23 protein-coding genes are annotated in these 26,171 nt (G+C 64.8%); 14 read left to right on the forward strand and 9 right to left on the reverse strand.

Annotated elements, in window-relative coordinates; genetic code table 11:
• Positions 1 to 116: 116 nt before the first annotated feature.
• The gene (locus AKN83_RS10910; protein WP_050405672.1) at positions 117 to 968 is read right to left on the reverse strand and encodes an SDR family NAD(P)-dependent oxidoreductase; all 852 of its coding nucleotides are present in this window, start codon (positions 966 to 968) and stop codon (positions 117 to 119) included.
• Between the two features lie 256 nt (positions 969 to 1,224).
• On the opposite strand from AKN83_RS10910, the gene AKN83_RS10915 reads away from it, so the two are divergent.
• Positions 1,225 to 2,721 carry an aldehyde dehydrogenase family protein gene (locus AKN83_RS10915; RefSeq protein WP_050405673.1) on the forward strand — a complete coding sequence of 499 codons (1,497 nt, stop codon included), beginning with the start codon at positions 1,225 to 1,227 and terminating at the stop codon, positions 2,719 to 2,721.
• A 382-nt stretch (positions 2,722 to 3,103) separates the two neighbouring features.
• Here AKN83_RS10915 and AKN83_RS10920 read toward each other — a convergent pair whose 3' ends face one another.
• Positions 3,104 to 3,487 carry a winged helix-turn-helix domain-containing protein gene (locus AKN83_RS10920; protein ID WP_050405674.1) on the reverse strand — a complete coding sequence of 128 codons (384 nt, stop codon included), beginning with the start codon at positions 3,485 to 3,487 and terminating at the stop codon, positions 3,104 to 3,106.
• A 101-nt stretch (positions 3,488 to 3,588) separates the two neighbouring features.
• On the opposite strand from AKN83_RS10920, the gene AKN83_RS10925 reads away from it, so the two are divergent.
• Positions 3,589 to 4,716 carry an alkene reductase gene (locus AKN83_RS10925; RefSeq protein WP_050405675.1) on the forward strand — a complete coding sequence of 376 codons (1,128 nt, stop codon included), beginning with the start codon at positions 3,589 to 3,591 and terminating at the stop codon, positions 4,714 to 4,716.
• A gap of 103 nt (positions 4,717 to 4,819) precedes the next feature.
• Entirely contained in the window at positions 4,820 to 5,335 is a 516-nt protein-coding gene (locus tag AKN83_RS10930) for a GFA family protein (protein ID WP_050405676.1), read from the forward strand.
• Positions 5,336 to 5,371: 36 nt separating this feature from the next.
• Here AKN83_RS10930 and AKN83_RS10935 read toward each other — a convergent pair whose 3' ends face one another.
• Positions 5,372 to 6,856: a hypothetical protein gene (locus AKN83_RS10935; RefSeq protein ID WP_050405690.1), complete on the reverse strand. Its 1,485-nt coding sequence runs from the start codon at positions 6,854 to 6,856 to the stop codon at positions 5,372 to 5,374.
• Positions 6,857 to 7,122: 266 nt separating this feature from the next.
• Here AKN83_RS10935 and AKN83_RS10940 point away from each other — a divergent pair, with 266 nt between their 5' ends.
• Positions 7,123 to 8,787, forward strand: coding sequence for a thiamine pyrophosphate-binding protein (locus AKN83_RS10940; RefSeq protein ID WP_050405677.1), 1,665 nt, complete (start codon positions 7,123 to 7,125; stop codon positions 8,785 to 8,787).
• A gap of 225 nt (positions 8,788 to 9,012) precedes the next feature.
• Here AKN83_RS10940 and AKN83_RS10945 read toward each other — a convergent pair whose 3' ends face one another.
• Positions 9,013 to 10,392: an LLM class flavin-dependent oxidoreductase gene (locus AKN83_RS10945; protein ID WP_050405678.1), complete on the reverse strand. Its 1,380-nt coding sequence runs from the start codon at positions 10,390 to 10,392 to the stop codon at positions 9,013 to 9,015.
• A gap of 225 nt (positions 10,393 to 10,617) precedes the next feature.
• Between AKN83_RS10945 and AKN83_RS10950 the strand changes: the two genes are divergently transcribed.
• From AKN83_RS10950 to AKN83_RS10960, 3 genes are all read left to right on the forward strand, one after another.
• On the forward strand, positions 10,618 to 12,003 hold the full coding sequence (locus AKN83_RS10950; protein ID WP_050405691.1) for a M20 family metallopeptidase: 1,386 nt from the start codon (positions 10,618 to 10,620) through the stop codon (positions 12,001 to 12,003).
• A gap of 197 nt (positions 12,004 to 12,200) precedes the next feature.
• A complete protein-coding gene (locus AKN83_RS10955) occupies positions 12,201 to 13,490 on the forward strand; it encodes an MFS transporter (protein WP_050405692.1) in 1,290 nt (429 codons plus the stop codon).
• 182 nt (positions 13,491 to 13,672) lie between these two features.
• Positions 13,673 to 14,518 carry an IclR family transcriptional regulator gene (locus AKN83_RS10960; protein WP_050405679.1) on the forward strand — a complete coding sequence of 282 codons (846 nt, stop codon included), beginning with the start codon at positions 13,673 to 13,675 and terminating at the stop codon, positions 14,516 to 14,518.
• A gap of 29 nt (positions 14,519 to 14,547) precedes the next feature.
• Here AKN83_RS10960 and AKN83_RS10965 read toward each other — a convergent pair whose 3' ends face one another.
• The 3 genes from AKN83_RS10965 to AKN83_RS10975 all read right to left on the reverse strand — a co-directional run bounded on the left by AKN83_RS10965 (position 14,548) and on the right by AKN83_RS10975 (position 17,675).
• Positions 14,548 to 16,056 (reverse strand): tripartite tricarboxylate transporter permease, encoded by a 1,509-nt coding sequence (locus tag AKN83_RS10965; protein ID WP_050405680.1) that lies wholly within the window; start codon positions 16,054 to 16,056, stop codon positions 14,548 to 14,550.
• A 6-nt stretch (positions 16,057 to 16,062) separates the two neighbouring features.
• Complete coding sequence (locus AKN83_RS10970; protein WP_050405681.1) at positions 16,063 to 16,548, reverse strand: tripartite tricarboxylate transporter TctB family protein; 486 nt, start codon at positions 16,546 to 16,548, stop codon at positions 16,063 to 16,065.
• Between the two features lie 158 nt (positions 16,549 to 16,706).
• Complete coding sequence (locus tag AKN83_RS10975) at positions 16,707 to 17,675, reverse strand: Bug family tripartite tricarboxylate transporter substrate binding protein (protein WP_050405693.1); 969 nt, start codon at positions 17,673 to 17,675, stop codon at positions 16,707 to 16,709.
• A 380-nt stretch (positions 17,676 to 18,055) separates the two neighbouring features.
• Between AKN83_RS10975 and AKN83_RS10980 the strand changes: the two genes are divergently transcribed.
• From AKN83_RS10980 to AKN83_RS11010, 7 genes are all read left to right on the forward strand, one after another.
• Entirely contained in the window at positions 18,056 to 18,472 is a 417-nt protein-coding gene (locus tag AKN83_RS10980; RefSeq protein ID WP_050405682.1) for a hypothetical protein, read from the forward strand.
• The gene (locus AKN83_RS10985) at positions 18,469 to 19,332 is read left to right on the forward strand and encodes an alpha/beta fold hydrolase (protein WP_050405683.1); all 864 of its coding nucleotides are present in this window, start codon (positions 18,469 to 18,471) and stop codon (positions 19,330 to 19,332) included. Before AKN83_RS10980 ends, AKN83_RS10985 begins: the two co-directional genes overlap by 4 nt.
• A gap of 27 nt (positions 19,333 to 19,359) precedes the next feature.
• A complete protein-coding gene (locus AKN83_RS10990; RefSeq protein WP_050405684.1) occupies positions 19,360 to 20,277 on the forward strand; it encodes an amino acid ABC transporter substrate-binding protein in 918 nt (305 codons plus the stop codon).
• 152 nt (positions 20,278 to 20,429) lie between these two features.
• Positions 20,430 to 21,161: an amino acid ABC transporter permease gene (locus AKN83_RS10995; protein ID WP_050405685.1), complete on the forward strand. Its 732-nt coding sequence runs from the start codon at positions 20,430 to 20,432 to the stop codon at positions 21,159 to 21,161.
• 2 nt (positions 21,162 to 21,163) lie between these two features.
• The gene (locus AKN83_RS11000) at positions 21,164 to 21,856 is read left to right on the forward strand and encodes an amino acid ABC transporter permease (protein ID WP_050405694.1); all 693 of its coding nucleotides are present in this window, start codon (positions 21,164 to 21,166) and stop codon (positions 21,854 to 21,856) included.
• Positions 21,857 to 21,874: 18 nt separating this feature from the next.
• Entirely contained in the window at positions 21,875 to 22,606 is a 732-nt protein-coding gene (locus AKN83_RS11005; RefSeq protein WP_050405686.1) for an amino acid ABC transporter ATP-binding protein, read from the forward strand.
• Positions 22,607 to 22,751: 145 nt separating this feature from the next.
• Positions 22,752 to 23,612 carry a D-amino-acid transaminase gene (locus tag AKN83_RS11010; protein WP_063695293.1) on the forward strand — a complete coding sequence of 287 codons (861 nt, stop codon included), beginning with the start codon at positions 22,752 to 22,754 and terminating at the stop codon, positions 23,610 to 23,612.
• A 156-nt stretch (positions 23,613 to 23,768) separates the two neighbouring features.
• On the opposite strand, the gene AKN83_RS11015 is transcribed toward AKN83_RS11010, so the two are convergent.
• Positions 23,769 to 24,227, reverse strand: coding sequence for a carboxymuconolactone decarboxylase family protein (locus AKN83_RS11015; protein ID WP_063695294.1), 459 nt, complete (start codon positions 24,225 to 24,227; stop codon positions 23,769 to 23,771).
• Between the two features lie 36 nt (positions 24,228 to 24,263).
• Complete coding sequence (locus tag AKN83_RS11020; RefSeq protein WP_063695295.1) at positions 24,264 to 25,874, reverse strand: MDR family MFS transporter; 1,611 nt, start codon at positions 25,872 to 25,874, stop codon at positions 24,264 to 24,266.
• Between the last annotated feature and the right edge of the window lie 297 nt (positions 25,875 to 26,171).

The following is a 26,171-nucleotide window of genomic DNA, read 5'->3' on the forward strand; positions in this document are numbered from 1 at the left end:
CTTGATGGTTGCTACGACGTTCCTCGTCATTGCGAGCGCAGCGAAGCAATCCACCCTTCCGCGTATGCGGTACTATGGATTGCTTCGTCGCTTCGCTCCTCGCAATGACGGGGGATTTACTTCCCCTTCACGAAGGCGGCGAACGCGTCGCCGTAGTCGGGATGCCAGCGCGACAGCGGCGGGCGGTTCTCGACGATGTCGCCGGCGGCCCACAGAATGCGGCGTTCGTCGAGCGCGCGCGGCACGTCGTTGTCGGGGCAGAGGATGTAGAAATCGCCGGCGGTGAGGTGCTCGATCATGAAGTCGACGGTCTGCTCCGCCGTCCAGGCGCCGGCCGGCTTCTCGGTGCGGCCGCGCGCGGTCAGCCCGGTGAAGACGAATCCCGGGATCAGCAGATGCGCCGAAATCCTGCAGCCGTCGGTGTTGCGCAGCTCGTGCTGCAGCGCTTCTGTAAATGCCTTCACACCGGCCTTGGAGACATTGTAGGCCGGATCGCCCGGCGGCGTAGTGATGCCCTGCTTGGAGCCGGTATTGATGATCAGTCCCGGCCTGCCGCGCTTGATCATGTCAGGCGCGAACGCCTGCGTGCCGTTGATGACGCCCCACAGATTGACGCCCAGGATGCGTTGCCAATTGTCCGCGGGCCCGAACATCGCGCTGCCGGGCTGGATGCCGGCATTGTTCATCAGGAGGTCGGTGCCGCCGAATTTTTTCGCGACGGCGGCTTCAAGGCCTGCGACCTCGTCGGCGCGGCTGACATCGACCGCAGCCGTCATGATGTCGGCGGCGCCGCGGGGCGCGGCAGATGACAGTTTTGCGGCAGCCGCCTTCAGCCGGTCATCACCGAGATCGGCGATGCAGACCTTCATGCCGGCTTCGGCAAACCGCGTAGCTGCGGCAAGCCCGATGCCGGATGCGCCTCCGGTGATCACGGCAACATGATTGGCTGATATCACGGGATGGGGCATCGAAGCTCTCCGGACACATCTGTGGCTGAGGTTGGCATCGCGTTTTCAAGCGAAGCGGTTCCCGGTTCGCGTGAAGAAACGCGTCTAACAAGAGAACCCTATCTATCATACTGCACGCATCGCGCAGGCGCATGGGAGGTTTTCATGCGCGCCGCCCTCGACAACGCCGGCTCCGCTTTACGGTTTCGCAGCCGCGCTGTAGAATCGTCGATATAACGCTTCCAAAAGACCTCAGCCGACGACAGGGAGTGCAAACATGGCTGTTTCGCAGGCTATTCCGATCACGCGCCATCCTTATGCCGATGGCTCCTACAAGCAGATGCTGATCGACGGCAAATGGGTCGACGCCGCCTCCGGCAAGAAATTCGAGACGCACAACCCCGCCACCGGCGAATTGCTCGCCTCCGTCGCCGAGGGCGATGCCGAGGACATCAACCGTGCGGTTGCGGCGGCGCGCCGCGCCTTCGAAGGGCCCTGGAGCAAGGTGAAGCCGTTCGAGCGGCAGAACATGCTGCTCAAGCTCGCCGAACTGGTCGAAGCCAATTTCGAGGAACTGTCCCAGCTCGACACGCTCGACATGGGCGCGCCGATCAGCCGCACCCGCGGCAACCGGCTGCGCGCGCTCGGCATGCTGCGCTACTACGCCGGCCAGGCCACCGCGATCCACGGCGAGACCATCGAGAACTCGCTGCCCGGCGAGATCTTCTCCTACACGCTGAAGGAGCCGATCGGCGTGGTCGGCGCCATCATCCCCTGGAACGGGCCGCTAACCGCCTCGATCTGGAAGATCGGTCCTGCGATCGCGACCGGCTGCTCCGTGGTGCTGAAGCCGGCCGAGGAATCGCCGCTGACCTCGCTGCGCATCGGCGAGCTCTGCATGGAGGCCGGCATTCCGCCCGGCGTCGTCAACGTCGTGCCGGGCTATGGCGAGACCGCGGGCGCCGCGCTCGCCAATCATCCCGACGTCGACAAGGTCGCCTTCACCGGCTCGCACGTCACAGGTCAGTCGATCATCCGCGCCTCGGCCGGCAACCTCAAGCGCGTCTCGCTCGAGCTTGGCGGCAAATCGCCGGACATCGTGTTCGCCGACGCCGATCTCGACGCCGCGGTGCCGGGCGCGGCGATGGCGGTGTTCGCCAATTCCGGCCAGATCTGCAGCGCCGGCACCCGGCTGTTCGTCGAGCAGAAGGTCTATGACGAATTCGTCGGCCGCGTCGCCGAGTTCGGCAAGAAGCTGCAGGTCGGCAACGGCCTCGATCCCAACACCCAGATCGGGCCGCTGGTGTCGAAGGATCAGCTCGATCGCGTCTCCGGCTATCTCGACATCGGTCAGAAGGAAGGCGCCACGGCGCTGGCCGGCGGCGGCCGTCTCACCGAGGGCGCGCTGTCGAAGGGCTATTTCGTGCAACCGACGGTGTTCGCCAATGTGCAGGACAACATGCGCATCGCCAAGGAGGAGATCTTCGGCCCGGTGATCTCGGCGATCTCGTTCAAGGATCCGGACGAGCTGATCAAGCGCGCCAACGCCACCACCTTCGGCCTCGGCTCCGGCGTCTGGACCACCAATGTCAGCAAGGCGCACCAGGTCGCGAAGGCGCTGCGCGCCGGCTCGGTCTGGGTCAATTGCTACCAGGCGATGGATCCGGCGGTGCCGTTCGGCGGCTACAAGATGAGCGGCTACGGCCGCGAGTCCGGCAAGCAGCACGTCGAAGAATACCTCAACGTCAAGGCGGTCTGGATCAAGACGGGTTAGCGCACAATGAGTTAGGTCGATCCGGCCGCGGCGGTGTGTCACCTCTCCCTTGGGAGAGGTCGGCGCGCAGCGCCGGGTGAGGGGTTACGATCTCTCGTTAGCGCCGCGGCCCTCACCCGATTTGCTGCGCAAATCGATCTCTCCCCGTCGGGGAGAGGTGAAACGAATCCGCGGCTCGGCTGATTCAACCAAAAATCATCGCGCTCTTGCGCCGCAAGGCTCTCGCCCCGGCGCTCGCATATTTTCTGAATATTAGAAATATAACCCTGAGTTGCCCGACGCGTCAAGTGCCTTGTCGCACGCCGGTCGCCGCCGGCTACTGTGCATGGGGTTGTTTTCGATATTTTCGTAAGCGCCGTGTGGCGGCCGCCGGTTCTCGCGTTTACCGGCCCGCAGCCTTCTTCGGCTTGCCGATGTCGCTGCGCAGGGCCTCGAGATCCTTGCGCACGGCGATCGCCGCATCGCGCTCGATCTTGCGGTAGCGCGCCACCAAGGAGAGGCCGAACGGGGTCAGCACCGCGCCGCCGCCGTTCTTGCCGCCGGTCTGGCGTTCCACGGCGGCCTGGCGGCAGATGCGGTTGATCTCGTCGACCAGGTCCCAGGCGCGCTTGTAGCTCATGTCCATGGCGCGGCCGGCGGCGGAGATGGAGCCGCATTCCTTGATCTGCTCGAGCAGCAGGATCTTGCCCGGTCCGATGCGGTCTTCGGCATCGAGATCGATGCGGACGCTCAACGAGGGGAGCGATGTGGCGCTCGTTTTCGACATGGCAAGCCTGCTTGTCTGTTCGCTAGATTGCCACTACCTGCTTTTGCGAACAAGATGAACCCGTGACATAACGGGCATCACAAAGAATAATCGGGGTAGGCATGAGTTCTCCATCGCTGTTTTCGCCGCTCAAGGTCGGTCCGTATGAGTTGAAGCACCGTGTCGTGATGGCGCCGCTGACGCGGATGCGGGCGGCGCGGCCGAGCCTCGCGCCGCGGCCGATGAACGCGGAATATTACGCGCAGCGCGCCACGCAAGGCGGCCTGCTCATCGCCGAAGCCTCGCCGGTGGTCGCCACCGGCTTCGGCAATCCCGGCGTCCCCGGCATCTACAGCGAGGCCCAGATCGCGGGCTGGCGCGAGGTGGTGGATGCGGTGCACGCAAAGGGTGGGCTGATCTTCCTGCAGCTCTGGCACGTCGGCCGCGTCTCGCACTCCTCGTTCCAGCCGGATGGCGCGCTGCCGGTGGCGCCGTCGGCGGTCGCGATCCCCTCCGAGTTCAAGTGCATGACGGCGGACGGCAAGTTGGTCGACTACGAGACGCCGCGGGCGCTTACGACCGGCGAGGTCGGGCTGATGGTCGAGGCCTATCGGCAGGGCGCGAAGAACGCGCTCGCCGCCGGGTTCGACGGCGTCGAGATCCATGGCGCCAATGGCTATCTGATCGAGCAGTTCCTGCAATCGCGCAGCAATCTGCGCACCGATCAGTATGGCGGCTCGATCGAGAACCGGGTCCGCTTCCTGCTGGAAGTGACGCAGGCGGTCACCGAAGTGTGGGGCGCCAACCGCGTCGGCGTGCGGCTGTCGCCTTACGGCATCGCCAATGGCAGCGGCGAGGCCGACCCGATGCCGCTCTACAGCCACGCCATCCAGGCGCTGGACAAGTTCGGGCTTGCCTATCTGCATTTCATCGAGCCGCGCGCCTCGGGCACCGGCCGCGCCGAGGTCGACTGGCAGAACGTGCCGTCGGCGATGGTGTTGTTCCGCCCGATGTGGAGCGGTGTCCTGATCACCGCCGGCAACTTCGTCGGCGACAGCGCGCAGAGCGCGGTCGCCGAAGGTCATGCCGATGCGATCGCGTTCGGCCGCTACTTCATTTCCAATCCGGACCTGCCGCGGCGCCTGCAGCGCGGCTATCCCCTGACCAAGTACAACCGCGCCACCTTCTATGCCGGCGAGGAGAAGGGCTACACGGACTATCCCGTGCACGACGAACTGGCGCAGGCGTAGACGAGCGCGTCATTGCGAGGAGCGAAGCGACGAAGCAATCCATCGCTCCGAGCATGCGGATGAATGGATTGCTTCGCTTCGCTCGCAATGACGGAGCCATCGGATGTTTCCGGACGACCAGTTCGAACCGACCAAAAAGCCAAAACCGGTGGCGCTGGCGAAGCCGGCGGCCGGGCAATGCCTGTGCGGCAAGGTCCGGTTCGAGATCGACGTACCGGCGCGCTGGGCCTGGCACGACCACACCGCCGCGAGCCGCCGCGCGCACGGCGCCGTCTATGCGACCTATGTCGGCAGCTGGAAGAAGCGCTTCCGCATCACGAAAGGCGAAAGCGAGCTGTCGCGCTACGAGGATGCCGCGACCAGGACCGCGCGCAGCTTCTGCGGCCATTGCGGCACCCCCGTCATCTACGAGCGCGCGCGGTCGCCGCACATGGTCAACATCCCGCGCGCGCTGTTCTCGGGGCGCACCGGCCGGCAGCCGCTCTATCACATCGCGATCGAGGAATTGCAGGAATGGGCCTACACCGGCGAGCCGCTGGTGCCGCTGAAGGGCTATCCCGGCGTGGTTTGGCAGCGTTCGAAAAAGAAGAAGCGCAGCGAGCGGGAGGGCATGTTCTAGAGCGTTTTCGCTGGTTCGCCTGAAACGTGGGCCGCGTCAGTGCTTCACGTAGATGGCCTCTTCCGATCCCGCGTATTCCTCGGTCCACCCTCTCTTGTCCACGAGGAACCTCTTCAGAGGCTCGTGCGCCTTCACCCAGAGCACCGTATCGATCTTGTACTTGGCGAGCACGGTGTCCCAGGCGGTCTCGTCGACCTCCCATTTGCTCAGAGTGAAATAGTCGCGCAGCAGCTCGTCGGGATAGGCGGTAGCAGACCGGCCGTCGATGAATACCGGCACCGCACCCCGTGTGTAGAAGATCAGGAGCCCGCCGACATTCCAGTGGTTCAGCAGCCGCGCATGCGGGAAATGGGTCTGAAGATAGCGCGCGTCCTGCTCCGAGAGCAGTTGCGGCATCGCGAGCGCCGGTCTGACGTGCATCAGCGTCAGCGGCAGCGCGCACATTCCGACGATGCCCGCAACCAGGAGCGAGCGTTGGACCTTGAGATCGTTCAGTTGCTTGGGCAGCAGTCGGTCGATGTGAAGCGCCAGCGGTACCGTCGCGAACATGAAGAAGAACGACATGTACCGGTACTGATAGAATCCCAGCAGCAGGAACAGCCAGGACAGCAGCCGCGACTCCAGAGGAGCGGACGAGGCGGCCGGGTGGCGGAGCTCAAACGCCGCAAATATCGCGATGTAGACGATGCCGGGAATGCTGCCGGGCACGCTGAAGTTCGCAGAATAAGACCACCACTCGGTGATGTTCGCCTGCGCAAAGTGGCCGAGCGTGGTCGTGACACCGGCGTAGATGTGCCAGCCAAGCGGATTGATCAGGATTGCGACAAGGCAGCCGGCCGCTGCAAAACCGTAGATTCTAAGACCGGCCCAGTCCCGCTTGAGCACGCACGCAGCGCCAAAAAGGCCGATGATGAAAAGCCCGAGCACGAAGCCGCCATGCAGGTTGGCCCAAAGCACCATCATCGCCGGCAGCAGGAACCATCGGGTTCGCTTCAGGCACTCTGCGTAGAAAACGACGCAGAACAACATGGTCGGGGTGTTCGGCGAAGCGGCGAGATAGGAATTCGGCGCGGTCACGAACGCAGGATACAGCAGGCACGCGGCGAGAACGGAAATGCAAACTGCAAGTGTCGAGGCGCTGCTGCGCAGGCAGATCGATGCAAGATATCCGGTGATGACGGCGCCACATGCAAGGACTGACAGCGTGAGACCGACATATCCCGTGTATTGAAACATCACGCTGGCGATCACGTCCCAGAGCCAGGACAGGTTGTACCATTGCCTGTCGCCGAGGGTGAACGACCATGGATCCTGAAAGGGGACGTTGCCGCGTTCCCTGATCAGGTCTCCGGCGGCGAGGTGCCATCCGAGATCCAGGTGGCCGAGCAGGAGCGGCCCGTTCGCCAGGTAGTACACGGACGTGACTGCGATCAGGAAGACATAGAGTCCCGGCTTCTCGAGCCCGATCGTTCCCGGTCTTCTATCGAGCCTGGTTCCGCTCCAGGTCGTCAGCGCGTCCATGACTGAGCCCCCGCGGTCGAAGCGAGCCGTCTGCAGGCCCTGCATGCGTTTCTGTGTGTTTGATGAAGGCAAAGCACCTTCGGTTTAGGCCACTCTCGCTAAAGTAGCGTTAAAGTCGGCCGCACAATTCGATGGCTCCCGTTGGGAGAGCCAGGCGCGCGCCAGCGGAATGCGGCCATGACCGGCCGCTCGATTGCTCCCCAGGCGCAAGTTTGGTCATCTCCAGCGGCGCCGTCGGCCAATGCGCTGGCAGGCCTGGAGGGAACATGAAGAATCGCATTACCGGCCGCTCGGCATTCCTGGCGCTGCTGAAAGACGAGGGTGTCACGCATCTGTTCGGCAATCCCGGCACCACCGAATTGCCGATCATGCATGCGCTGAAGGATCATCCCGACCTCACCTATGTGATGGCGATGCAGGAGAGCCTGGTGGTTGCGATGGCCGACGGTTTCAGCCGCGCCTCCGGCAGGCTGGTCGCCTGCAACGTCCATGTCGCGCCCGGCCTCGGCAATGCGATGGGCTCGCTCTACAATGCGAGCTTCACCGGCACGCCGTTGATCCTCACCGCCGGTCAGCAGGAGCAGGGCCACGGCCTGACCGAGCCGGTGCTTTATGGTCCGCTGGTGCAGATGGCCACGCCCTTGGTGAAATGGGCGGTCGAGGTGACGCGGCTCGAAGACCTGCCGCGCATCGTGCGCCGCGCCGCCAAGATCGCGACCACGCCGCCCACCGGACCGGTGTTCATCTCGCTGCCAGGCGATATTCTCAACGCCGAGGCCGGCATCGAGCTCGGCCGCACCACCCGGGTCGACACCCGCGTCCGGCCGTCGGAAGATTCCTTGAAGGCGCTGGCCGCGCGCATCCTGAAAGCCGAGCGGCCGGTGATCGTCGTCGGCGACGAGATCGTCAAAAGCGATGCGCTACGCGAGGCGGCCGATCTCGCCGAGACGCTGGGCTGTCCGGCCTGGCAATCCCCGACGCCTTATGGCTCGCATTTTCTGTCTGAAAGCCCGAGCTTCATGGGCGCGATCGCGCGGCTGCAGAAGGTCGCCCGCGATGTATTGGCGCCGCATGATCTCCTGATCGCGCTCGGCGGCGATCCGCTGCGGATGTCGGTCTACAGCGAGGTCGATCCGCTGCCGGACGGGCTCTCGATCGTGCAGGTCGGCCTGGTCGACAATGATCTCGCCAGGAACTACGGCGCCGAGATCGCGGTGAAGGCCGATGTCAAGGAGACGCTGCGCGCGCTGGTCCCAGCACTGAAGGAGCTCGGCGGCGACGCGCTGGAGACGCGCGCCAGGCAGGGCCTCGCGGCGCTGTCGAGCAAGAATTGGGCAGCAAAGCGCAAGGCGCTGGTCGAGCAGATCTCGAAGGCGAGCCAGAAATCGCCGATCGATCCGGACTGGCTGGCGCTGCAGGTCGTGGAGGCGATGCCGGACAATGCGATCCTGGTCGACGAAGGCTTGACCTCGTCGCGGCAGATCCTCGCGCTGCGGGCGCATCGCGACCGCTACGGCTATCACGCGCTGGCGTCGGGCGGCATCGGCTGGGGCCTGCCGGCCGCGGTCGGCGTCAGCCTCGCCAATCCGCAGCGGCCCGTGGTGTGCTATTCCGGCGACGGCTCGTCGATGTATTCGATCCAGTCGCTGTGGACAGCGGCCAACCACAAGCTGCCGCTCAACTTCGTCATCGTCAACAATGGCGGCTATCGCATCATCAAGCAGCGCCTGCTCGCCTTCCATGGCGACGACAATTATGTCGGCATGGACTTCATCGACCCGCCGGTCGATTTCACCGGCGTGGCGCGCTCGCTCGGCCTCGAGGCGATCAAAGTCGCCGACCCGCAGGAGCTGAAGGGCGTGCTGAAGTCGGCGTTCAGCCGCCCAGGCGCGAAGCTGATCGAAGTGATGGTGAGCAATGCGGTGAATTGAACGTAGGACGTCAGTCCGTCACCGTCATCCTGAGGAGCGCGCACTTGCGCGCGTCTCGAAGGATCGACGGCCACCGGCCGGGCCGTGCATCCTTCGAGGCTCGCTCCGCTCGCACCTCAGGATGACAGGGCTATTCGCGTCATTGCGAGGAGCGAAGCGACGAAGCATTGGCCCGCGTACGCAGAACGATGGATTGCTTCGCTTTGCTCGCAATGACGGCGGCAATCACTCCTTCGCGCTCTTCACCCGATATCGCCCCGCAGGATGCGTCGCATCGAGCCTCGCGCGTCCTTCGCCGAACAGCTTCTCGCGCAGCGTGCCCTTGGCATATTCCCGCTTGTAGCGGCCGCGCTTGACGAGCTCCGGCACCAACATGTCGGCGATATCCTCGAAATCGCCGGGCGAGATCGCAAACGCGACGTTGAGGCCGTCGACGTCGGTGTCCTCGAACCATTGCTCGATCTTGTCGGCGACCTGCTCGGGCGAACCGACCACCACCGGTCCGGCGCCGCCGATGCCGACATGCTCGGCGACCTCGCGCACGGTCCAGACCCGGTCGGGATCGGCGCGGGTGACGTTGTCCATCGCGGAGCGGCCGGCGTCGTTCTGCACGTGCCGCACTTCCTGATCGAGCGAATAGGTCGAGAAGTCGACGCCGGTCCAGCCTGACATCAGCGCCAGCGCGCCCTCATGGCTGATGTGGCTGCGATACTCGGCGTATTTCGCTTTCGCCTCGGCTTCGGTCGGCGCCACCACGACGCACATCATCGAGAACATCAGGATCTCGGCGGCGTTGCGGCCCTTTTCGGCGGCGAGCGCGCGGATCGCCGAGACCCGCGGGCCGATCACCTTGGCCGACGGACCCGACATGAAGACGCATTCGGCGTGCTCGGCGGCGAACTGCCGGCCGCGCGGCGAGGTGCCGGCCTGGTAGAGCACCGGCGTGCGCTGTGGCGACGGCTCGGACAGATGGATTGCGTTGAGCCGGTAGTTAGCTCCCTCGTGCTGCACCCGATGCACCTTCTTTGGATCCGTGAAGATGCCGCGCGCGACGTCGCGGATCGCGGCGTCGTCCTCCCAGCTGCCTTCCCAGAGCTTGTAGACCAGCTCCATATATTCGTCGGCGAGCTCGTAGCGGTCGTCATGCGCGGTCTGCTTGTCCTTGCCGGCGCCACGCGCCGCGCTGTCGAGATAGCCGGTCACCACGTTCCAGCCGACCCGGCCGCCGGTAAGGTGATCGAGCGTCGACATCCGCCGCGCGAACGGGTAGGGCGGTTCGAAGGAGAGGTTGCTGGTGACGCCGAAGCCGAGATTTTCGGTCACGGCGGCCATCGCCGGGATCAGCATCAGCGGCTCGTTGGCCGGGGTCTGCGCCGCGTTGCGCAGCGCCGCATCCGGATTGCCCGCATACACGTCGTAGACCCCAAGCACGTCGGCGAGAAACAGGCCGTCGAACCGACCGCGCTCCAGCGTCTTCGCCAGATCGGTCCAGTAGGACAGCTTGTTGTAGTCCTTGGTGCGGTCGCGCGGATGGGTCCACAGCCCCGGTGATTGATGCGCCACGCAGTTCATGGCGAAGGCGTTGAGCCGGATTTGTTTTGTCATTGCCGAAACCTCGAGCGCCGCTGATGACGGCCCGGTCAGATGCCGGGCGTCTCCCTGTCAACTTGTTGCGACTTCCCACGTTTTGGCAAGGCCCCCTTCGCGATTCACACCCTTCCGGTGGCGCGCCGATCCCGATAGGTTGCCGGCCACCAGAGCATGACCTGGCTGTGCAACGCAGCGATCTGGCCGGTTCATGCCAAGACGCGACCTGACGAAGGAACAATCATGGCGACACGGGCCGACGCAATCGCAAACGTGCGAGAGCATTTTCAATCGGGACAGTTCTTGCAGGAGCTGGACCGCAGGGTCGGCTACCAGACCGAGAGCCTGAATGCCGACAAGGCCGATGCGCTGCGCGCCTATCTGGTCGAGAATTTGCAGCCGGCCTTCGCCGAGCTCGATTTCAAGACCCGGCTGATTGAATCGCCGACCGGCCGCGGGCCGTATCTGATCGCCGACTACCAGGAGGGCGCCGAGCGGCCGACCGTGCTGAGCTATGGCCACGGCGACGTCGTCGACGGCATGGTCGGCGAATGGCGCGACGGGCTCAATCCCTGGCAGACCACGGTCAAGGGCGAGCGGGTCTACGGCCGCGGCACCGCCGACAACAAGGGCCAGCATTCGATCAACATGGCCGCGCTGCGCGCAGTGAAGCAGGCCCGCGGCGGCAAGCTCGGCTTCAACGCCAAGTTCATCATCGAGACCGGCGAGGAGATCGGCTCGCCCGATCTGCGCGAGGTCTGCGAGGCGCATCGCGAGGAGCTGAAGGCCGATCTGTTCATTGCCTCGGACGGGCCGCGGCTGTCAGCGGAGCGGCCGACCATCTTCCTCGGCTGCCGCGGCGGCAACCGCATCCATCTCGACGTCAATCTGCGCGAGGGCGGCAACCATTCCGGCAATTGGGGCGGCGTGCTGGCCAATCCCGCGACCATCCTGGTCAACGCGATCGCGAGCCTGGTCGACGGCAAGGGCCGCATGAAGCTCGAGATCCTGAAACCGCCGCCGATCTCGAACCGCGTCCGCGCCGCGCTCGCCGATGTCGAGATCAAGCCGACGGCAGACGAACCTCAGCTGGCGGAGGATTGGGGCGAGGAGGGCCTGACCGCGGCGGAACGGCTTTACGCCTGGAACACGCTGGAAGTGCTGGCGATGTCGGCGGGCAACATCGACAAGCCTGCCAACGCCATTCCCGGCAAGGCGAACGCGGTGCTGCAGCTCCGCTTCGTCGTCGGCACCAGGTATCTCGAAGTGATCGATGGGGTGCGCGATTATCTGCACAAGAACGGCTTCCCGATGGTCGAGGTCTCCGGCGCGCAGCGCTTCGGCGCCTCGCGCACCGACATGGACAGTCCGTGGATCGACTGGGCCGCGAACTCGATCCGCGCCACCACCGGCAAGGCGCCGGCGGTGCTGCCGAACTTCGGCGGCTCGCTGCCGAACGACGTGTTCTCCGAAGGCCTCGGCCTGCCGACGATCTGGGTGCCGCATTCCTATCCGGGCTGCTCGCAGCACGCGCCCGACGAACACATCCTGTTGCCGGTGACTGAGGAGGCGCTGACCATCATGGCCGGGCTGTTCTGGGACCTCGGCGAGGCAAAGCACAAGGGGTGAGCCGAGCCGGGCTCGCTTGTTCCCCGTCATCTTGATGAGGAGCGCGCTCTTGCGCGCGTCTCGAAGGATGCGCGGCTATCAGCAGGGCCGTCGACCCTTCGAGACGCGCTTCGCGCTCCTCAGGGTGACGGGGAAGAGGCCTACGACCGGGCATGACGAGCGGAGCGCTGGCGGAGGACGCCGGCAAGGAAAACCGAATGACTCTATCAACTTCGACCGACGCGCAGCACGCAGTCACGGTCGACAAGAAAAACATCACCCGCTTGGTCGTCGCGACCTCGGTCGGCAATGCGCTCGAATGGTACGACATCTCGGTCTACGCCTATTTCGCGGTCTACCTGTCCAAGGCGTTCTTCCCGGCCAACGATCCGACCATTTCACTGCTGCTGACCTTCGGCAGCTTCGGCCTGTCGTTTTTGATTCGCCCGATCGGCGGCATCGTGCTCGGCGCCTATGCCGACCGGCACGGCCGCAAGGCCTCGCTGATGCTGTCGATCGTGCTGATGACATTTGGCACCTTGGTGCTGGCGCTGATGCCGACCTTCGAGACCATCGGCATCCTGGCGCCGATCGCGGTGATGGCAGCGCGGCTGGTGCAGGGCTTCTCCGCCGGCGGCGAGTTCGGCTCCTCGACCGCGTTCCTGGTCGAGCACATGCCGGAGCGGCGCGGCTTCGTGGCGAGCTGGCAGTTCGCCAGCCAGGGCGTCAGCGGCCTGCTCGGCGCGGGCTTCGGCGCACTCCTGACCTCGCTGATGAGTCCCGAGGATTTGCAATCCTGGGGCTGGCGGCTGCCATTCCTGTTCGGCGTGCTGATCGGGCCGGTCGGCATCTACATCCGCAACCATGTCGACGATGCGACGCCGCCGCCGGCCGCCGGGAAGCAGGACTCGCCGGTCAGGGACGTGCTCGCGCGGCAGAAGCTCGCCACGATCCTTGCGATCGGCGCGCTCGCGGTGTCGACTGCGGTCAACTATCTGATCGTCTATATGCCGACCTATGTGGTGAAGACGCTGAACCTCGCGCCCTCGGTCGGCTTCATCGCCGCATTCGCCGCGCAGACCGCGGTCGCGCTGCTGGCGCCGATCGCAGGCCTGGTCTCCGACAAGATCGGGCGCACCACGCACATGATCCTGTTTGCGCTGCTGCTGCTGGTCTCGATCTTCCCGGCCTTCCTGCTGCTCACGGGCAGGCCGACGCCTGTCATCATCCTGCTCGGCGTGCTCTGGCTCGGCGTGCTCAAGTCGCTTTACTACGGGCCGCTCGCCGCGCTGATGTCGGAGTTGTTTCCGCCGGCGACGCGCGCGACCGGGCTCGGTCTCAGCTACAATATCGGCGTCACGGTGTTCGGCGGCATGGGCCCGGCGATCATGACCTGGATTGGCGGCTTTGCGCTGATCGGCGAACTTGCGCCGGGATACTATCTCACCGCGGTCTGCATTCTCAGCCTCGCTGCGCTGTTCACGATCCGGAAGATGCGGTTGGCCTGATTTCGCGAAACGAAATTCAGATATCCCGCTTGCTGCAAGGCAGCGTAGTTGTCGAAATCATAGTTTCATCTGACGAAAGTATACGGTGTCCGGCGCGCGTCATCCGTTTTAGGATGCCGTCCCCGGGCACGTCCCCTCGTCGTACCCGGTCAGGATTTGGATGAGGCAAGGAAGACCAGGGCATGAACGCCTCCACGACTGCGACCGCACGGACCAGCCGCAAGAGGGCGCCGCCGGAGCCAGGCCAACCCGACAAGTTCAACGCGATCCAGAAGGTCTGCGCGATCCTGCGCGTGCTGGCGCAGCGCTCGCCGCTGCGGCTGACCGACATCGCCGACACCACCTCGCTGAACAAGGCGACCGCGCTGCGCATCCTCAACTCGCTGATCGAGGAAGGTTTCGTCAGCCGCGTCGCGGGCGCCAAGACCTACGAGCTCGGCCAGGAAGCGCGGGTGATGGCGGTCGGCGCGCGCCGCTCGGTCGACATCGCCGAGCTGGCGCAGCCGAGCCTGCTCCGGCTGTCGGAGCGCTCCGCGGATACGGCGCTGTTGTCGGTGCGCTCCGGGGTCGAGGCGCTGTATCTGGCGCGCTCGGTCGGCAGCCATCCGCTGCAGCCGAACTATCTGCAGATCGGCAGCCGCCGCCCGCTCGGGGTCGGCGCCGGCGCGCTGGCGCTTCTGGTATGGCTGCCGGACGCCGAGATCGAGGCCGTGATCGAGGTGATCATGCCGCGGCTGGCGAAGTCGCCGCGCATCACGCCGAAATTCCTGCGCGAGCGGATCGCCGTGGCGCGCAAGGCCGGCCACACCGTGTTGCTTGACGCCGCATTTCCCGGCATGGGCGGTGTCGGCGTTCCCGTCCGCGACGATGCCGGCGAGGTGGTCGCCGCGCTCTCGATCGGCGCGGCCACCGACCGCATCCGCCGCCGCGAAAGCGAGCTCGCCGACATGCTGAAGAAGGAAGCCCAGGTGCTGGCCCGTGCGATGGCCCAGGCGCCGAAGGCCGGGCGGGGCGTGAAGGCGGGTTGAAATGGTGCGGCGGAGAGGGGGTGCAGCAGCTACGCCCCCTCGTCCAGCGCCACCAGCTCACGCTTCCTGCGCAGCGACGGCAGCAGCGGGCCGACCAGCAGCGCCAGTGCGAAGGCGAGGCAGATCGCCGAGATCGGCCGCTCCACGAAGGTCATGAGGTCGCCCTGCGAGAGGATCAGCGACTTGCGCAGATTGTTCTCCAGCATCGGCCCGAGCACGAAGGCCAGCACCAGCGGCGCCGGCTCGTAGCCGAGCTTGCGCATGAAGTAGCCGATGACGCCGAACGCGATCATGACATGGACGTCGAACACGTTGTTGCTGGAGCAGTAGACGCCGATGATGGTGAACAGGATGATCAGCGGGAACAGCACGTTGTAGGGTAGCCGCAGCAGCTGCACCCACATGCCGATCATCGGCAGGTTGAGCACCAGCAGCATCAGATTGCCGATATACATGCTGGCGACGATGCCCCAGAACAGCGTCGGGTTCTGCGAGATCATCAATGGTCCCGGCTGCAGGCCGTGGATCACGAAGGCGCCGAGCAGCAGCGCCATCACCACATTCGGCGGGATGCCGAGCGTCATCAGCGGAATGAAGGCGCCGCCGGCCGCTGAATTGTTGGCCGATTCCGGCCCCGCGACACCCTCGATCGCGCCATGGCCGAACCGCTCGGGATGCTTCGAGAGCCGCTTCTCCAGCGCGTAAGAGGCGAACGACGCCACCACGGCACCGCCGCCGGGCAGGATGCCGAGGAAGAAGCCGAGCACGGTGCCGCGCGCCACCGGCCCGCCGCTGGCCTTCCAATCCTCCTTGCTCGGCAGCAACTGGGTGATCTTGGTCTTGATGATGTCGCGCTTGATCGCCTGCTCGGTGTTGAGCAGCACCTCGGCGACGCCGAACAGGCCCATCACGACCGGCACGAGGCCGATGCCGTCGATCAGCTCAATGCGGCCGAAGGTCAGCCGCGGCTGCGCGGTGATGCTGTCGAGCCCGACCAGGCCGAGCACGACGCCGATGCAGGCCATCAGCAGCGCCTTGGCCATCGAGCCTTGCGTCAGGAAGGTCAGCACGACGAGGCCGAGCACCATCAGGCCGAAATATTCGGCCGGGCCGAACGCGATCGCGACGCTGGCGAGCGAGGGCGCCACCAGCATCAGGGCGACCAGCGAGAAGGTGCCGGCGATGAAGGAGCCGAATGCGGAGATGCCGAGCGCGGGGCCGGCGCGGCCCTGCTTGGCCATCTGGTGGCCGTCGATGCAGGTGACGACGGAGGCGGCTTCGCCGGGAATGTTGACCAGGATCGACGTGGTCGAGCCGCCATACATCGAGCCGTAGTAGATGCCGGCCATCATGATGATGCCGGACTCCGGCGTGCCTGATAGCGTGACCGGCAGCAGCAGCGACATCGCCGAGATCGGACCGATGCCGGGCAGCACGCCGACCAGCGTGCCGATGAAGACGCCGATGAAGCAATAGAGCAGGTTGACCGGCAGCAGCGCGACGCCGAGGCCGTGGGCGACATTGACGAGAGTATCCATGGCAGCTCAACCGATCTCGAACAGGCCGCTCGGCAACTGGATCGCGAGCAGGTGCTTCAGCACCCACCACATCCCGAGCGGGGCAAGGATGGACAGCGGGATCGCGAGCGACCAGCGTACCGGATCGATCACGCGGAGTAGCAACAGCATCAGCGGGATCGCCGACAGCAGGAAGCCCAGCGGCTCCAGCGCAAAGGCGAACGCGGCGAGGCAGACGATGACGAGGACCGGCTTGCCCCAGCGCGCATTCTCCCAGCGCGAGGCGAAGGTCGGACCGCCCTCGGTGACCGCCGCGACGATGATCGAGATCGCGAACACGCACATCAGGATGCCGGTGTAGAACAGCACATAGCCGGAGCCGGGATCGTTGATGGTGCCGAGCTTGAGCTTTAAGCCGGACCAGATCACGAAGGCGCCGAGCGCGAGCCCGATCAGGCCGCCCCAGAGCTCGGAGTTGTTGAGGCGAAGTTTGACGTCGGTTTTGTCGCTCATAGGGAATGCTCTCGTCACGTCGCAAAATTGGGCATGAGCTATCCCCGTCATTGCGAGCGAAGCGAAGCAATCCATTTCACCGCGTATGCGGAAGGATGGATTGCTTCGTCGCTTCGCTCCTCGCAATGACGGAGAGAGGCTTCGCGGTCAGCCCAGTCCTACTTCTTCGCCAGTCCGAGCGTGTCGATCACCTTGCGCTCGGACTCGGTGACCTCGACCACGAACTTCCTGTAGTCCTCGGTGTTCTTGTAATTCGGCACCATGTCGTATTTGGCGAGCGTTGCGATCACGGCCGGGTCCTCGATCGCCTTCTTGAAGGCGTCGTGCAGCTTGGCGACGATCTTGGGATCCATGCCCTTGGGGCCGGCGATGCCGAACGGCGAGTCGTAGACCATGGGGTAGCCGAGCTCTTTCAGCGTCGGCACGTCCGGATAGTTCGGCGAGCGCGTGCCGGTCCACACCATCAAGAGCCGCAGCTTGCCGGCGTCGACCAGTGGCCGCCAGCCGGTGGAATCCGCCTGCAGCATGGTGTGCTGGCCGAGCACCGCGGCGTTGGTCTCGGCGCCGCCCTTGAACGGCACCTGGGTCAGCTTGATCCCGCCGGCCATCAGGGCGATCTGCTCCATGCCGATATGCAGCGAGGTGCCGGTGCCCGGCGTCGCATAGGTCACCTTGCCGGGATTCTTCTTGGCGAAGTCGACCACGTCCTGCCAGGTCTTGAACTGCGAGTCCGCATTGGTGGTGACGCCGAAGGTGTAGCCGGTGAGGTGGACGATGTAGGAGAAATCCTTCGCCGGATCCCACGACACCTCCTGCATCAAGGGCAGGCGGAACACGGTGATCGGGATCTGCGCGATGGTGTAGCCGTCGGGCTTGGCGCCGGCCGCCATGGTCGCGGGGCCCACGGTGCCGCCGCCGCCCGCCTTGTTGTCGACCGCGATCGGCTGGCCCAGCACCTTCGAGGCGCTCTCGGCGATCGCGCGCATCGAGATATCGGTCGAGCCGCCCGCCGGCCATGGCACGATCAGCGTGATCGGCTTGGTCGGATACTCCTGCGCTTGCGCTGCGACCGACGCCAGCATGCCGGCGGCGGCGAGCAGGACCATCAAGCGATTGCGGTGCGACATCTCGATCTCTCCCGTGTGGCCGCGTTCGATCGCGGCCATGTCTTGTTTACTGTTGGCGATGATCGTCCCTGTCGTCGCAGGGACGCGATGCGCATTGGACAGAACGCGGCGGGCAACGGAAGAGCGAACGCGCCGGCTGCGACAATTGGCCTGCCACGGTCAGGCGCAACCTGCCGAGCTGCGGAATTCAATCGGTCTTTGGTCTGACGGAGTGGCGGCTATTGGCAGCTCCCGGCAGATGCGGGGAGGGCGCGCCCTGACCGGCAAGCCGGGTTTGGTCAAGCGTATAATCCAGGGAACTCAAGGGCATCGGTGCCTTGCGGGATCGCTCCCTTCCGGTCATCATGGGGCGTCCGCCGCAGGAAAAACTTCCCCGCCAGATGACGCTATCGCCCGACGCCACCGACGACGCTGTGACGACGGCGTTTGCCGGCATTCCCGCATTGCTCGACCAGGCGCCTCTCTTGGTCTCGCGCGGGCGGCTGCTCGATTGCGACTGCCTGCTCGGGCCGATGGCGCGGCCGTTTCACGCCGCGATCCGCGCGGGGCGCATCGTCGAGTTCGTACCCGCCCCTCGCCTGATGCGCTCGTGGCGCTTTGCCTATCGCGCGACGCCGCAGGCCTGGGCCGCCTATTGGCAGGCCGAACCGAAACCCGGCTGGCACGATCTGCTGGCGCTGACCAAGCGCGGCGAGGCGGTGCTGGAGGGCGATCTGCATCCCTTCATGGCGCATCTGCAATACTTCAAGGACCTGCTGGCGCTGCCGCGGCAGCATTTCGCGGCGGCCGTATCATGAGCGGCACCATCACGAACGGCCATATCGAGCCGATGGTCGGCCGCTACGTCCACGTCGAGATCGGCGGCGAGCTGCACCGCATCTATTTCGAGGAGAACGGCAAGGGCATTCCGCTGGTCTGCCTGCACACCGCGGGATCCGACGCGCGGCAGTGGCGGCACCTGCTCGCAGACGCGCAATTTGCCGAAAATTTCCGCGTCATTGCCTTCGATATGCCCTGGCATGGCAAGTCGAATCCGCCGAAAAGCTGGTCCGGCGATGAATACCAACTCACCACAGCGCGCTACACCGAGACCATCCGCGCCTTCTGCCGTGCGTTGCGGCTGGAGAAGCCTGTCGTGATGGGCTGCTCGATCGGCGGCCGTATCGTGCTCAACCTTGCGATCGAACATGCCGCCGAGTTCCGCGCGCTGATCGGGCTCGAGGCCGCCGATTTCCAGGCGCCCTGGTATGACACCGGCTGGCTGAACCGCCCCGACGTTCACGGCGGCGAGGTCTGCGCCGCGCTGGTGTCGGGGCTGATCGCGCCGCAGAGCCCGGCGCCTGCGCGGATGGAAACGCTGTGGGCCTACAAGCAGGGCGGCCCGGGCGTGTTCAAGGGCGACCTGTATTTCTATCGTGTCGACGGCGACCTCCGCGGCCGGGTCGCGTCAATCGATACTAAAGTATGCAGGCTCTATCTCCTCACGGGCGAGTATGATTTCTCCTGCACGCCTGAGGACACGAGGCGAACGGCAGCGGCAATAGGGGGCGCCAGCGTCACGATCATGGAAAAGCTCGGTCATTTTCCGATGAGCGAGAATCCGGACCAGTTTCGCCGCTATATCGCACCCGTCCTCGCCGACATTCTCACGCAGTAGATTGACGTTCCACGAAGGAGTAGACGTATGACATCCAAATATCTGATCGGCTTCGCGCTCGCCACCGCGCTCGGCGTGAGCCAGGCGCAGGCCGAGGAGCTGACGGGGACGCTGAAGAACATCAAGGACACCGGCGCGATCACGCTCGGCTACCGCGATTCCTCGATCCCGTTCTCCTATCTCGATGACAATCAGAAGCCCATCGGTTATGCGATGGATATCTGCTACAAGATCGTCGATGCCATCAAGAAGGAGTTGAAGCTCGACAAAGTCGAGGTCAAGCTTAACCCGGTGACCTCGGCGACGCGTATTCCGCTGATGGCCAACGGCACCGTCGACCTCGAATGCGGCTCGACCACCAACAATGCCGAGCGCCAGAAGCAGGTTTCCTTCACCAACTCGCACTTCCTGACTGCGAGCCGCTACGTCACGAAGAAGGCGAACAAGATCAACTCGATCGACGATTTGAAGGGCAAGACGGTGGTCTCGACCGCCGGCACCACCAACATCAAGCAGCTCACCGAAGCCAACGTCGCGCGTGGGCTGAGCATCAACATCATCCCGGCCAAGGATCACGCCGAGGCCTTCCTGATGGTCGAGACCGACCGCGCGGTCGCCTTCGTGATGGACGACATCCTGCTCGCAAGCCTCGTCGCCGGCTCGAAGTCGCCGGATGACTACGTGATCTCCAAGGACGCGTTCTCCAAGCCGGAGCCCTACGGCATCATGCTGCGCAAGGATGACGCGCCGTTCAAGAAGGTCGTCGACGCCGCCACCGCCGCGCTCTACACCAGCGGCGAGGGCTTGAAGATCTACGACAAGTGGTTCACCCAGAAAATCCCGCCGAAGGGCCTCAATCTCAATTCGCCGGCTGGACCGGAGATGAAGAAGCAGTTCGCCAAGCCGTCGGATTCGCCGGATCCGGATGCGTATCTGGTGAACTGATCGCAGTGCTGCACATGACCCGTCGCCGTTCGGCGGCGGGTCCGGAAGACAAGCGTGTCCGGCCATTTTGGAGGAGAATGGCCGGACATTTGCATAGACGCCGCCCGTAATGTCGGCGTAATGCGTGATCGGCGCGAGAGCGCGGGGGACCCGTGAACTACAATTGGAACTGGCACATCTTTCTCGAGCCGAACCCGATGGGGACCGGCACCTATCTCGACCTGTTGCTGTCGGGACTGGTGGTCACCGTCAAGGTGTCGGTGCTCGCCTGGATCATCGCGCTGGTCACCGGCTCGGTGATCGGCGTGCTGCGCACGCTGCCGTCGCGGACGGCGTCATGGATCGGCTTCTGCTGGGTCGAGTTCTTCCGCAACATGCCGCTGCTGGTGCAGCTCTTCCTGTGGTTCTTCGTGCTGCCGGAATTGCTGCCGAAATCCGCAGGGCTGTGGCTGAAGCAATTGCCGAACGCGCCATTCTGGACCGCGGCGATCGGCGTCGGCCTGTTCATGTCGGCACGCGTCGCCGTGCAACTGCAGGCCGGCATCACGTCGCTGCCGCGTGGGCAGAAGCAGGCTTCGACCGCGCTCGGCCTCACCACGGTGCAGACCTATCGCTACGTGCTGCTGCCGATGGCGTTCCGCATCATCCTGCCGCCGCTGACCTCCGAATTCCTCAACACCATCAAGAACAGCGCGGTCGCCATCACCATCGGCCTGATCGAATTGACCGGCCAGGCGCGCTCGATGCAGGAATTCTCGTTCCAGGTGTTCGAGGCGTTCACCGCGGCGACCGTGCTCTATCTTCTCCTCAATTTCGTCGTGGTCACCGCGATGCGCTACCTCGAGCGCTACGTCGCGATCCCCGGCTACATCACGGGCAAATGATGATGCTCGGCAATTTCGATTTCGACGTCATCCGCCGCGCGCTGCCCTATCTGTTCTTCGAGGGCATGCGCTTCACGCTGACCCTGACGGCACTCGCCGCGTTCGGCGGCCTCGTGTTCGGCACCCTGATCGCCCTGATGCGGCTGTCGAGCTACAAATGGCTCGGCCGCATCGCAGGCTTCTATGTCGACTTCATCCGCTCGCTGCCGCTGGTGCTGGTGATCTTCTGGTTCTACTTCCTGGTGCCTTACATCGGGCAGTGGCTGACCGGCGCGTCGCGGCCGATCACGGTCGGCGCCTTCGCCTCCTCGCTGATCACCTTCATCGCGTTCGAGGCGGCCTATTTCTCCGAGATCATGCGCGCCGGCATCCAGTCGATCTCGAAGGGGCAGCCGGCGGCGGCCAGCGCGCTCGGCCTGACCTACGCGCAGTCGATGCGCTACGTCGTGCTGCCGCAGGCGTTCCGCAACATGCTGCCGGTGCTGCTGACGCAGACCATCGTGCTGTTCCAGGACACCTCGCTGGTCTACGTGCTGTCGATCCCGGATTTCCTCGGCGCCGCCAGCAAGGTCGCGCAGCGCGACGGCCGCCTGGTCGAAATGTACCTGTTCGCCGCGCTGGTCTACTTCGTCATTTCCTGTGTCGCGTCTTTCGGCGTCCGCCGCCTGCAGTCGCGGATCGCCATTGTTCGCTGAACAACAAGCTGAGCCATCATGATCGAGATCAATCACGTCAATAAATGGTACGGGCCGACCTTCCAGGTGCTGAAGGACTGCACCACCAGCGTCGCCAAGGGCGAGGTGGTGGTGGTCTGCGGCCCGTCCGGCTCGGGCAAGTCGACCCTGATCAAATGCGTCAACGCGCTGGAGCCGATCCAGGGCGGCGACATCACGCTCGACGGCGTCAAGGTCAACGATCCGAAGACCGACCTGCCCAAGCTGCGCTCCCGCGTCGGCATGGTGTTCCAGCATTTCGAGCTGTTCCCGCATCTGCGCATCATCGACAATCTCTGCCTCGCGCAGGAGAAGGTGCTGGGCCGCAAGCATGACGATGCCATGACCAAGGGCATGAAGCTGCTTGAGCGCGTCGGGCTGAAGGACCATGCCAAGAAGTTTCCCGCGGAATTGTCCGGCGGCCAGCAGCAGCGCGTCGCGATCGCACGTGCGCTGGCGATGGACCCGATCGCGATGCTGTTCGACGAACCGACCTCGGCGCTCGACCCGGAAATGATCAGCGAGGTGCTCGACGTCATGGTCGACCTCGCCCGCGAGGGCATGACCATGATGGTGGTGACCCACGAAATGGGCTTTGCCAACAAGGTCGCCGACCGCGTCATCTTCATGGACCGCGGCGAGATCGTCGAGGATGCCAAGAAGGCCGACTTCTTCGGAACGCCCCGCAGCGACCGCGCGCAGAAGTTTCTGTCGAAGATCTTGCAGCACTGAGAACGGGCGCGCCGGTCCTTCCAGGTCGTCGTTCCGGGGCGCGCCTCTTGGCGCGAGCCCGGAACGACGTCGGAGAGGGTTTTCCCCCGTTAACAATTTGCGTATACGAAGGCCTGAAACCCGCTTCGTCCGCAGGAGAACTCGCGTGGAAAAGATCGCTTACGTCAACGGCGCGTTCGTGCCGCATTCGGAGGCCAAGGTCTCGGTGTTCGACCGCGGATTCCTGTTCGCCGACGGCATCTACGAGGTGGCGGCGGTGCTCGAGGGCAAGCTGATCGACAACGCCTCGCACCTGGCGCGGCTGAAGCGCTCGGTCGGCGAGATCCAGCTCGCGCTCCCAGAGACGCTGGAGCGGATCGAGGAGATCCAGAAGGAGCTGGTCAAGCGCAACGACCTCGTCAACGGCATGGTCTATCTCGAGGTCACCCGCGGCGCCGACAAGGGGCGCGACTTCGCCTTTCCGAAGGCCGACGTCAAGCCGACGCTTGTGATGTTCACCTCGGAAAAGGACATCATCAACGCGCCGTCGGCCAAGACCGGCATCAACGTCATCACGGTGCCCGATATTCGCTGGGAGCGGCGCGACATCAAGAGCGTGGCGCTTTTGGCACAGGTGCTGGCCAAGCAGGCGGCGGCCGCGGCCGGCGCCGGCGAAGCCTGGATGATCGAGGACGGCAAGGTCACCGAGGGCGGCTCGTCCTCGTCCTTCATCGTCACCCAGGACGACGTGATCGTGACCCGGCAGAACGGCAACGAGATCCTGCCCGGCTGCACCCGCAAGGCCGTGGTCAAGCTCGCCGAGGAGCGCCAGTTGCGCATCGAGGAGCGCGCCTTCACGGTCGAGGAGGCGCTCGCCGCCAAGGAGGCCTTCATCACCAGCGCCTCGGTGTTCGTGCAGGGCGTGGTCGCGATCGACGGCAAGACCGTCGGCAGCGGCAAGGTCGGCCCGATCACCGACCGCCTGCGCGAGATCTATGTCGAGTTCGCCCGCGCGACGGCGGTTTAAGGCACTCGCGCCACGCTCCGCGCTGTCATCGTCCGGCTCGACCGGGCGATCCAGTATTCCAGAGGCCGCGGTGCTTGAGCCGAAGGGCCGCGGCGTACTGGATGCCCCGCACGAAGCGGGGCATGACAGCGGAGTAAATGGCGGACAGTATCATCCTCACGCCGCGACCTTCACCTTCACCGGATGCACCGCGCGGAAGCCGATCGCGATCCGGTTCCAGGCGTTGATGGCGCCGATCAGCGTGGTCAGGTTGACCAGCTCGCCGTCGGTGAACTGGGCGCGCACCGCCTCGTAGTCGGCGTCGGGTGCATGGGTCTCTGCAACCAGCGTCAGCGCTTCGGTCCAGGCCAGTGCCGCGCGCTCGCGCTCGCTATAGAGCGGCGACTCGCGCCAGGCGTCGAGCAGATAGAGCCGCTGTTCGGTCTCGCCATGCTTGCGCGCGTCTTCGGTGTGCATGTTGATGCAGTAGGCGCAGCCGTTGATCTGCGAGGCGCGGGTCTTGACCAACTCGATCAGCGATTGCTCGAGGCCGCTCGCCGTGATCTGGCTTTCGACCGCAACCAGCGCTTTGATCGTCTCGGGAGCAGCCTGGTAGAAATTCATGCGGGGTTTCATGGTCGTTCTCCTTGGTTATGGGGACAGTGAAAAGGGCTAGTGTGCGCCGCCGCCGCCAGCGAGCTGGCCCGGCTTCTTCAGGAACAGCGTCGCCACCAGCGCCACGATCAGCGCCGCGCCGAGCAGATAGAACGTGTCGCTGAAGGCGAGGATGTAGGCCTGCTTCTGCACGACCTTGCCGACCGCCGCGATCGCGCGGTGGGTCGCGTCGGCGTGATCGGAAACGCCGTGGTTCAGGAAATACTGGGTCAATCCCTCAATCCGGGTTCGGGTCGCCTGTTCCAGCATCGAGACTGACTGCATCAGCACGTTGGAGTGATACTGTTCGCGCTTGGTCAGCAGTGTCTGCAGCGCGGCAATGCCGATTGCGCCGCCGAGGTTGCGCATCATGTTGAACAACGCCGACGCCGATCCGGCATTCTCCGCCTCGATTCCGGCGGTCGCAACCGCCGACAGGGGCGCGAATGCCAGCGCCTGACCGATGGCACGGACGACATTGGGCCAGAGCAGCTGATCGGCGGCATAGTCGTTGGTCATGTAGATGTTCATGAAGTTGGAGCCGGCGAACAGCGCAAATCCGATACCGATGACGATGCGGGGATCGAAGCGCTGCATCAGCTTCGGCACCAGCGGGATCAGCACGAGCTGCGGCAGTCCGGTCCATGCCAGCACCATGCCGATCTGCTCGGCATTGTAGCCCTGGATGCGCGACAGGTACTGCGGCAGGATGAACACCGAGCCATACAGCGCGATGCCCATCAGGAAGTTCGCCAGCATGCCGAAGCCGAAATTGCGGCGGGCGAGCAGGCGCAGATTGAGCAGCGGCTTCTCGACGGTGAACTCGACGATCAGGAAGGCTGTCAGCGCCACGGCCGCGATGACAGACAGGCGGACGATGAAGGGCGAACCGAACCAGTCGTCCTTGTTGCCCTCTTCCAGCACGGTCTGCAGCGCGGCGAGGCCGATCGCCATGGTGATGATGCCGAGCCAGTCGCCCTGGCGGATCAGCGACAGCTTCATCGGGCTCGGATCGAGCGAGACGTACAGCATCGCGATCATCACGGCGCCCGGCACCAGATTGACATAGAAGATGTACTGCCAGCCCCAGTTCTCGGTGAGGTAGCCGCCGATGGTCGGGCCGATCGCCGGCGCGAATGTCGCCGACAGCGCGAACAGCGCCAGCCCGATCGGCTGCTTTGCCTTCGGCAGCAGCGTGATGATCAGCGTGAACGCCATCGGAATCAGCACGCCGCCAGTAAAGCCCTGCACGGCGCGCAGCGCGATCATCTGCGGCAGGTCCTGCGCCAGCGCGCAGGCCGCCGAGAACACCAGGAACAGGAACGCATTGGTGAGCAGATAGAGGCGCACCGAGAACACCCGGGCGAGCCAGCCGGACAGCGGGATCACCACGATCTCGGCGATCAGATAGGAGGTCGAGATCCAGCCGCCGTCATCGATGCCGGCGCCGATGCCGCCCTGGATGTCGGCAAGCGAGGCGTTGACGATCTGGATGTTGAGCACCGCCATGAAGGCGCCGAGCGTGGCGCCGACCACCGCGACCCAGGTCTTGGTCGGGATCGCCGGTGTTGCAGGCGCGGCGGGATTTGGAATGGGGACGGCGTTAGCTGTGGGCTGACGTGTGGTCATCGGGGTCGTCCTTACTGACCCGTACAACATGTATTAGGCGGCCGGTTTCGATAATCCGGAAAGGAGTGGAAGGATTGTCCGGCACAGGTTGATAATCGGGATGCCTAGCCGCTCCGGCATTCGTGGGGCGGCCAGCATCTCGACACGATGGCTGGTCTCAGCCCTGTCGATAGGTGAGGCGAGCCGCTGGATTGGCTCCCTCTCCCCTTGCGGGGGGACGGCGGGGAGAGGGGTGGCTCCGGGCGCTGACAGGCAGGGATCCAGGCAAGCCGCTTCAATCCTGTTGCACGCGTCACT

Origin of the sequence: Bradyrhizobium embrapense, assembly GCF_001189235.2 — a bacterium.
Lineage (GTDB): Bacteria > Pseudomonadota > Alphaproteobacteria > Rhizobiales > Xanthobacteraceae > Bradyrhizobium > Bradyrhizobium embrapense.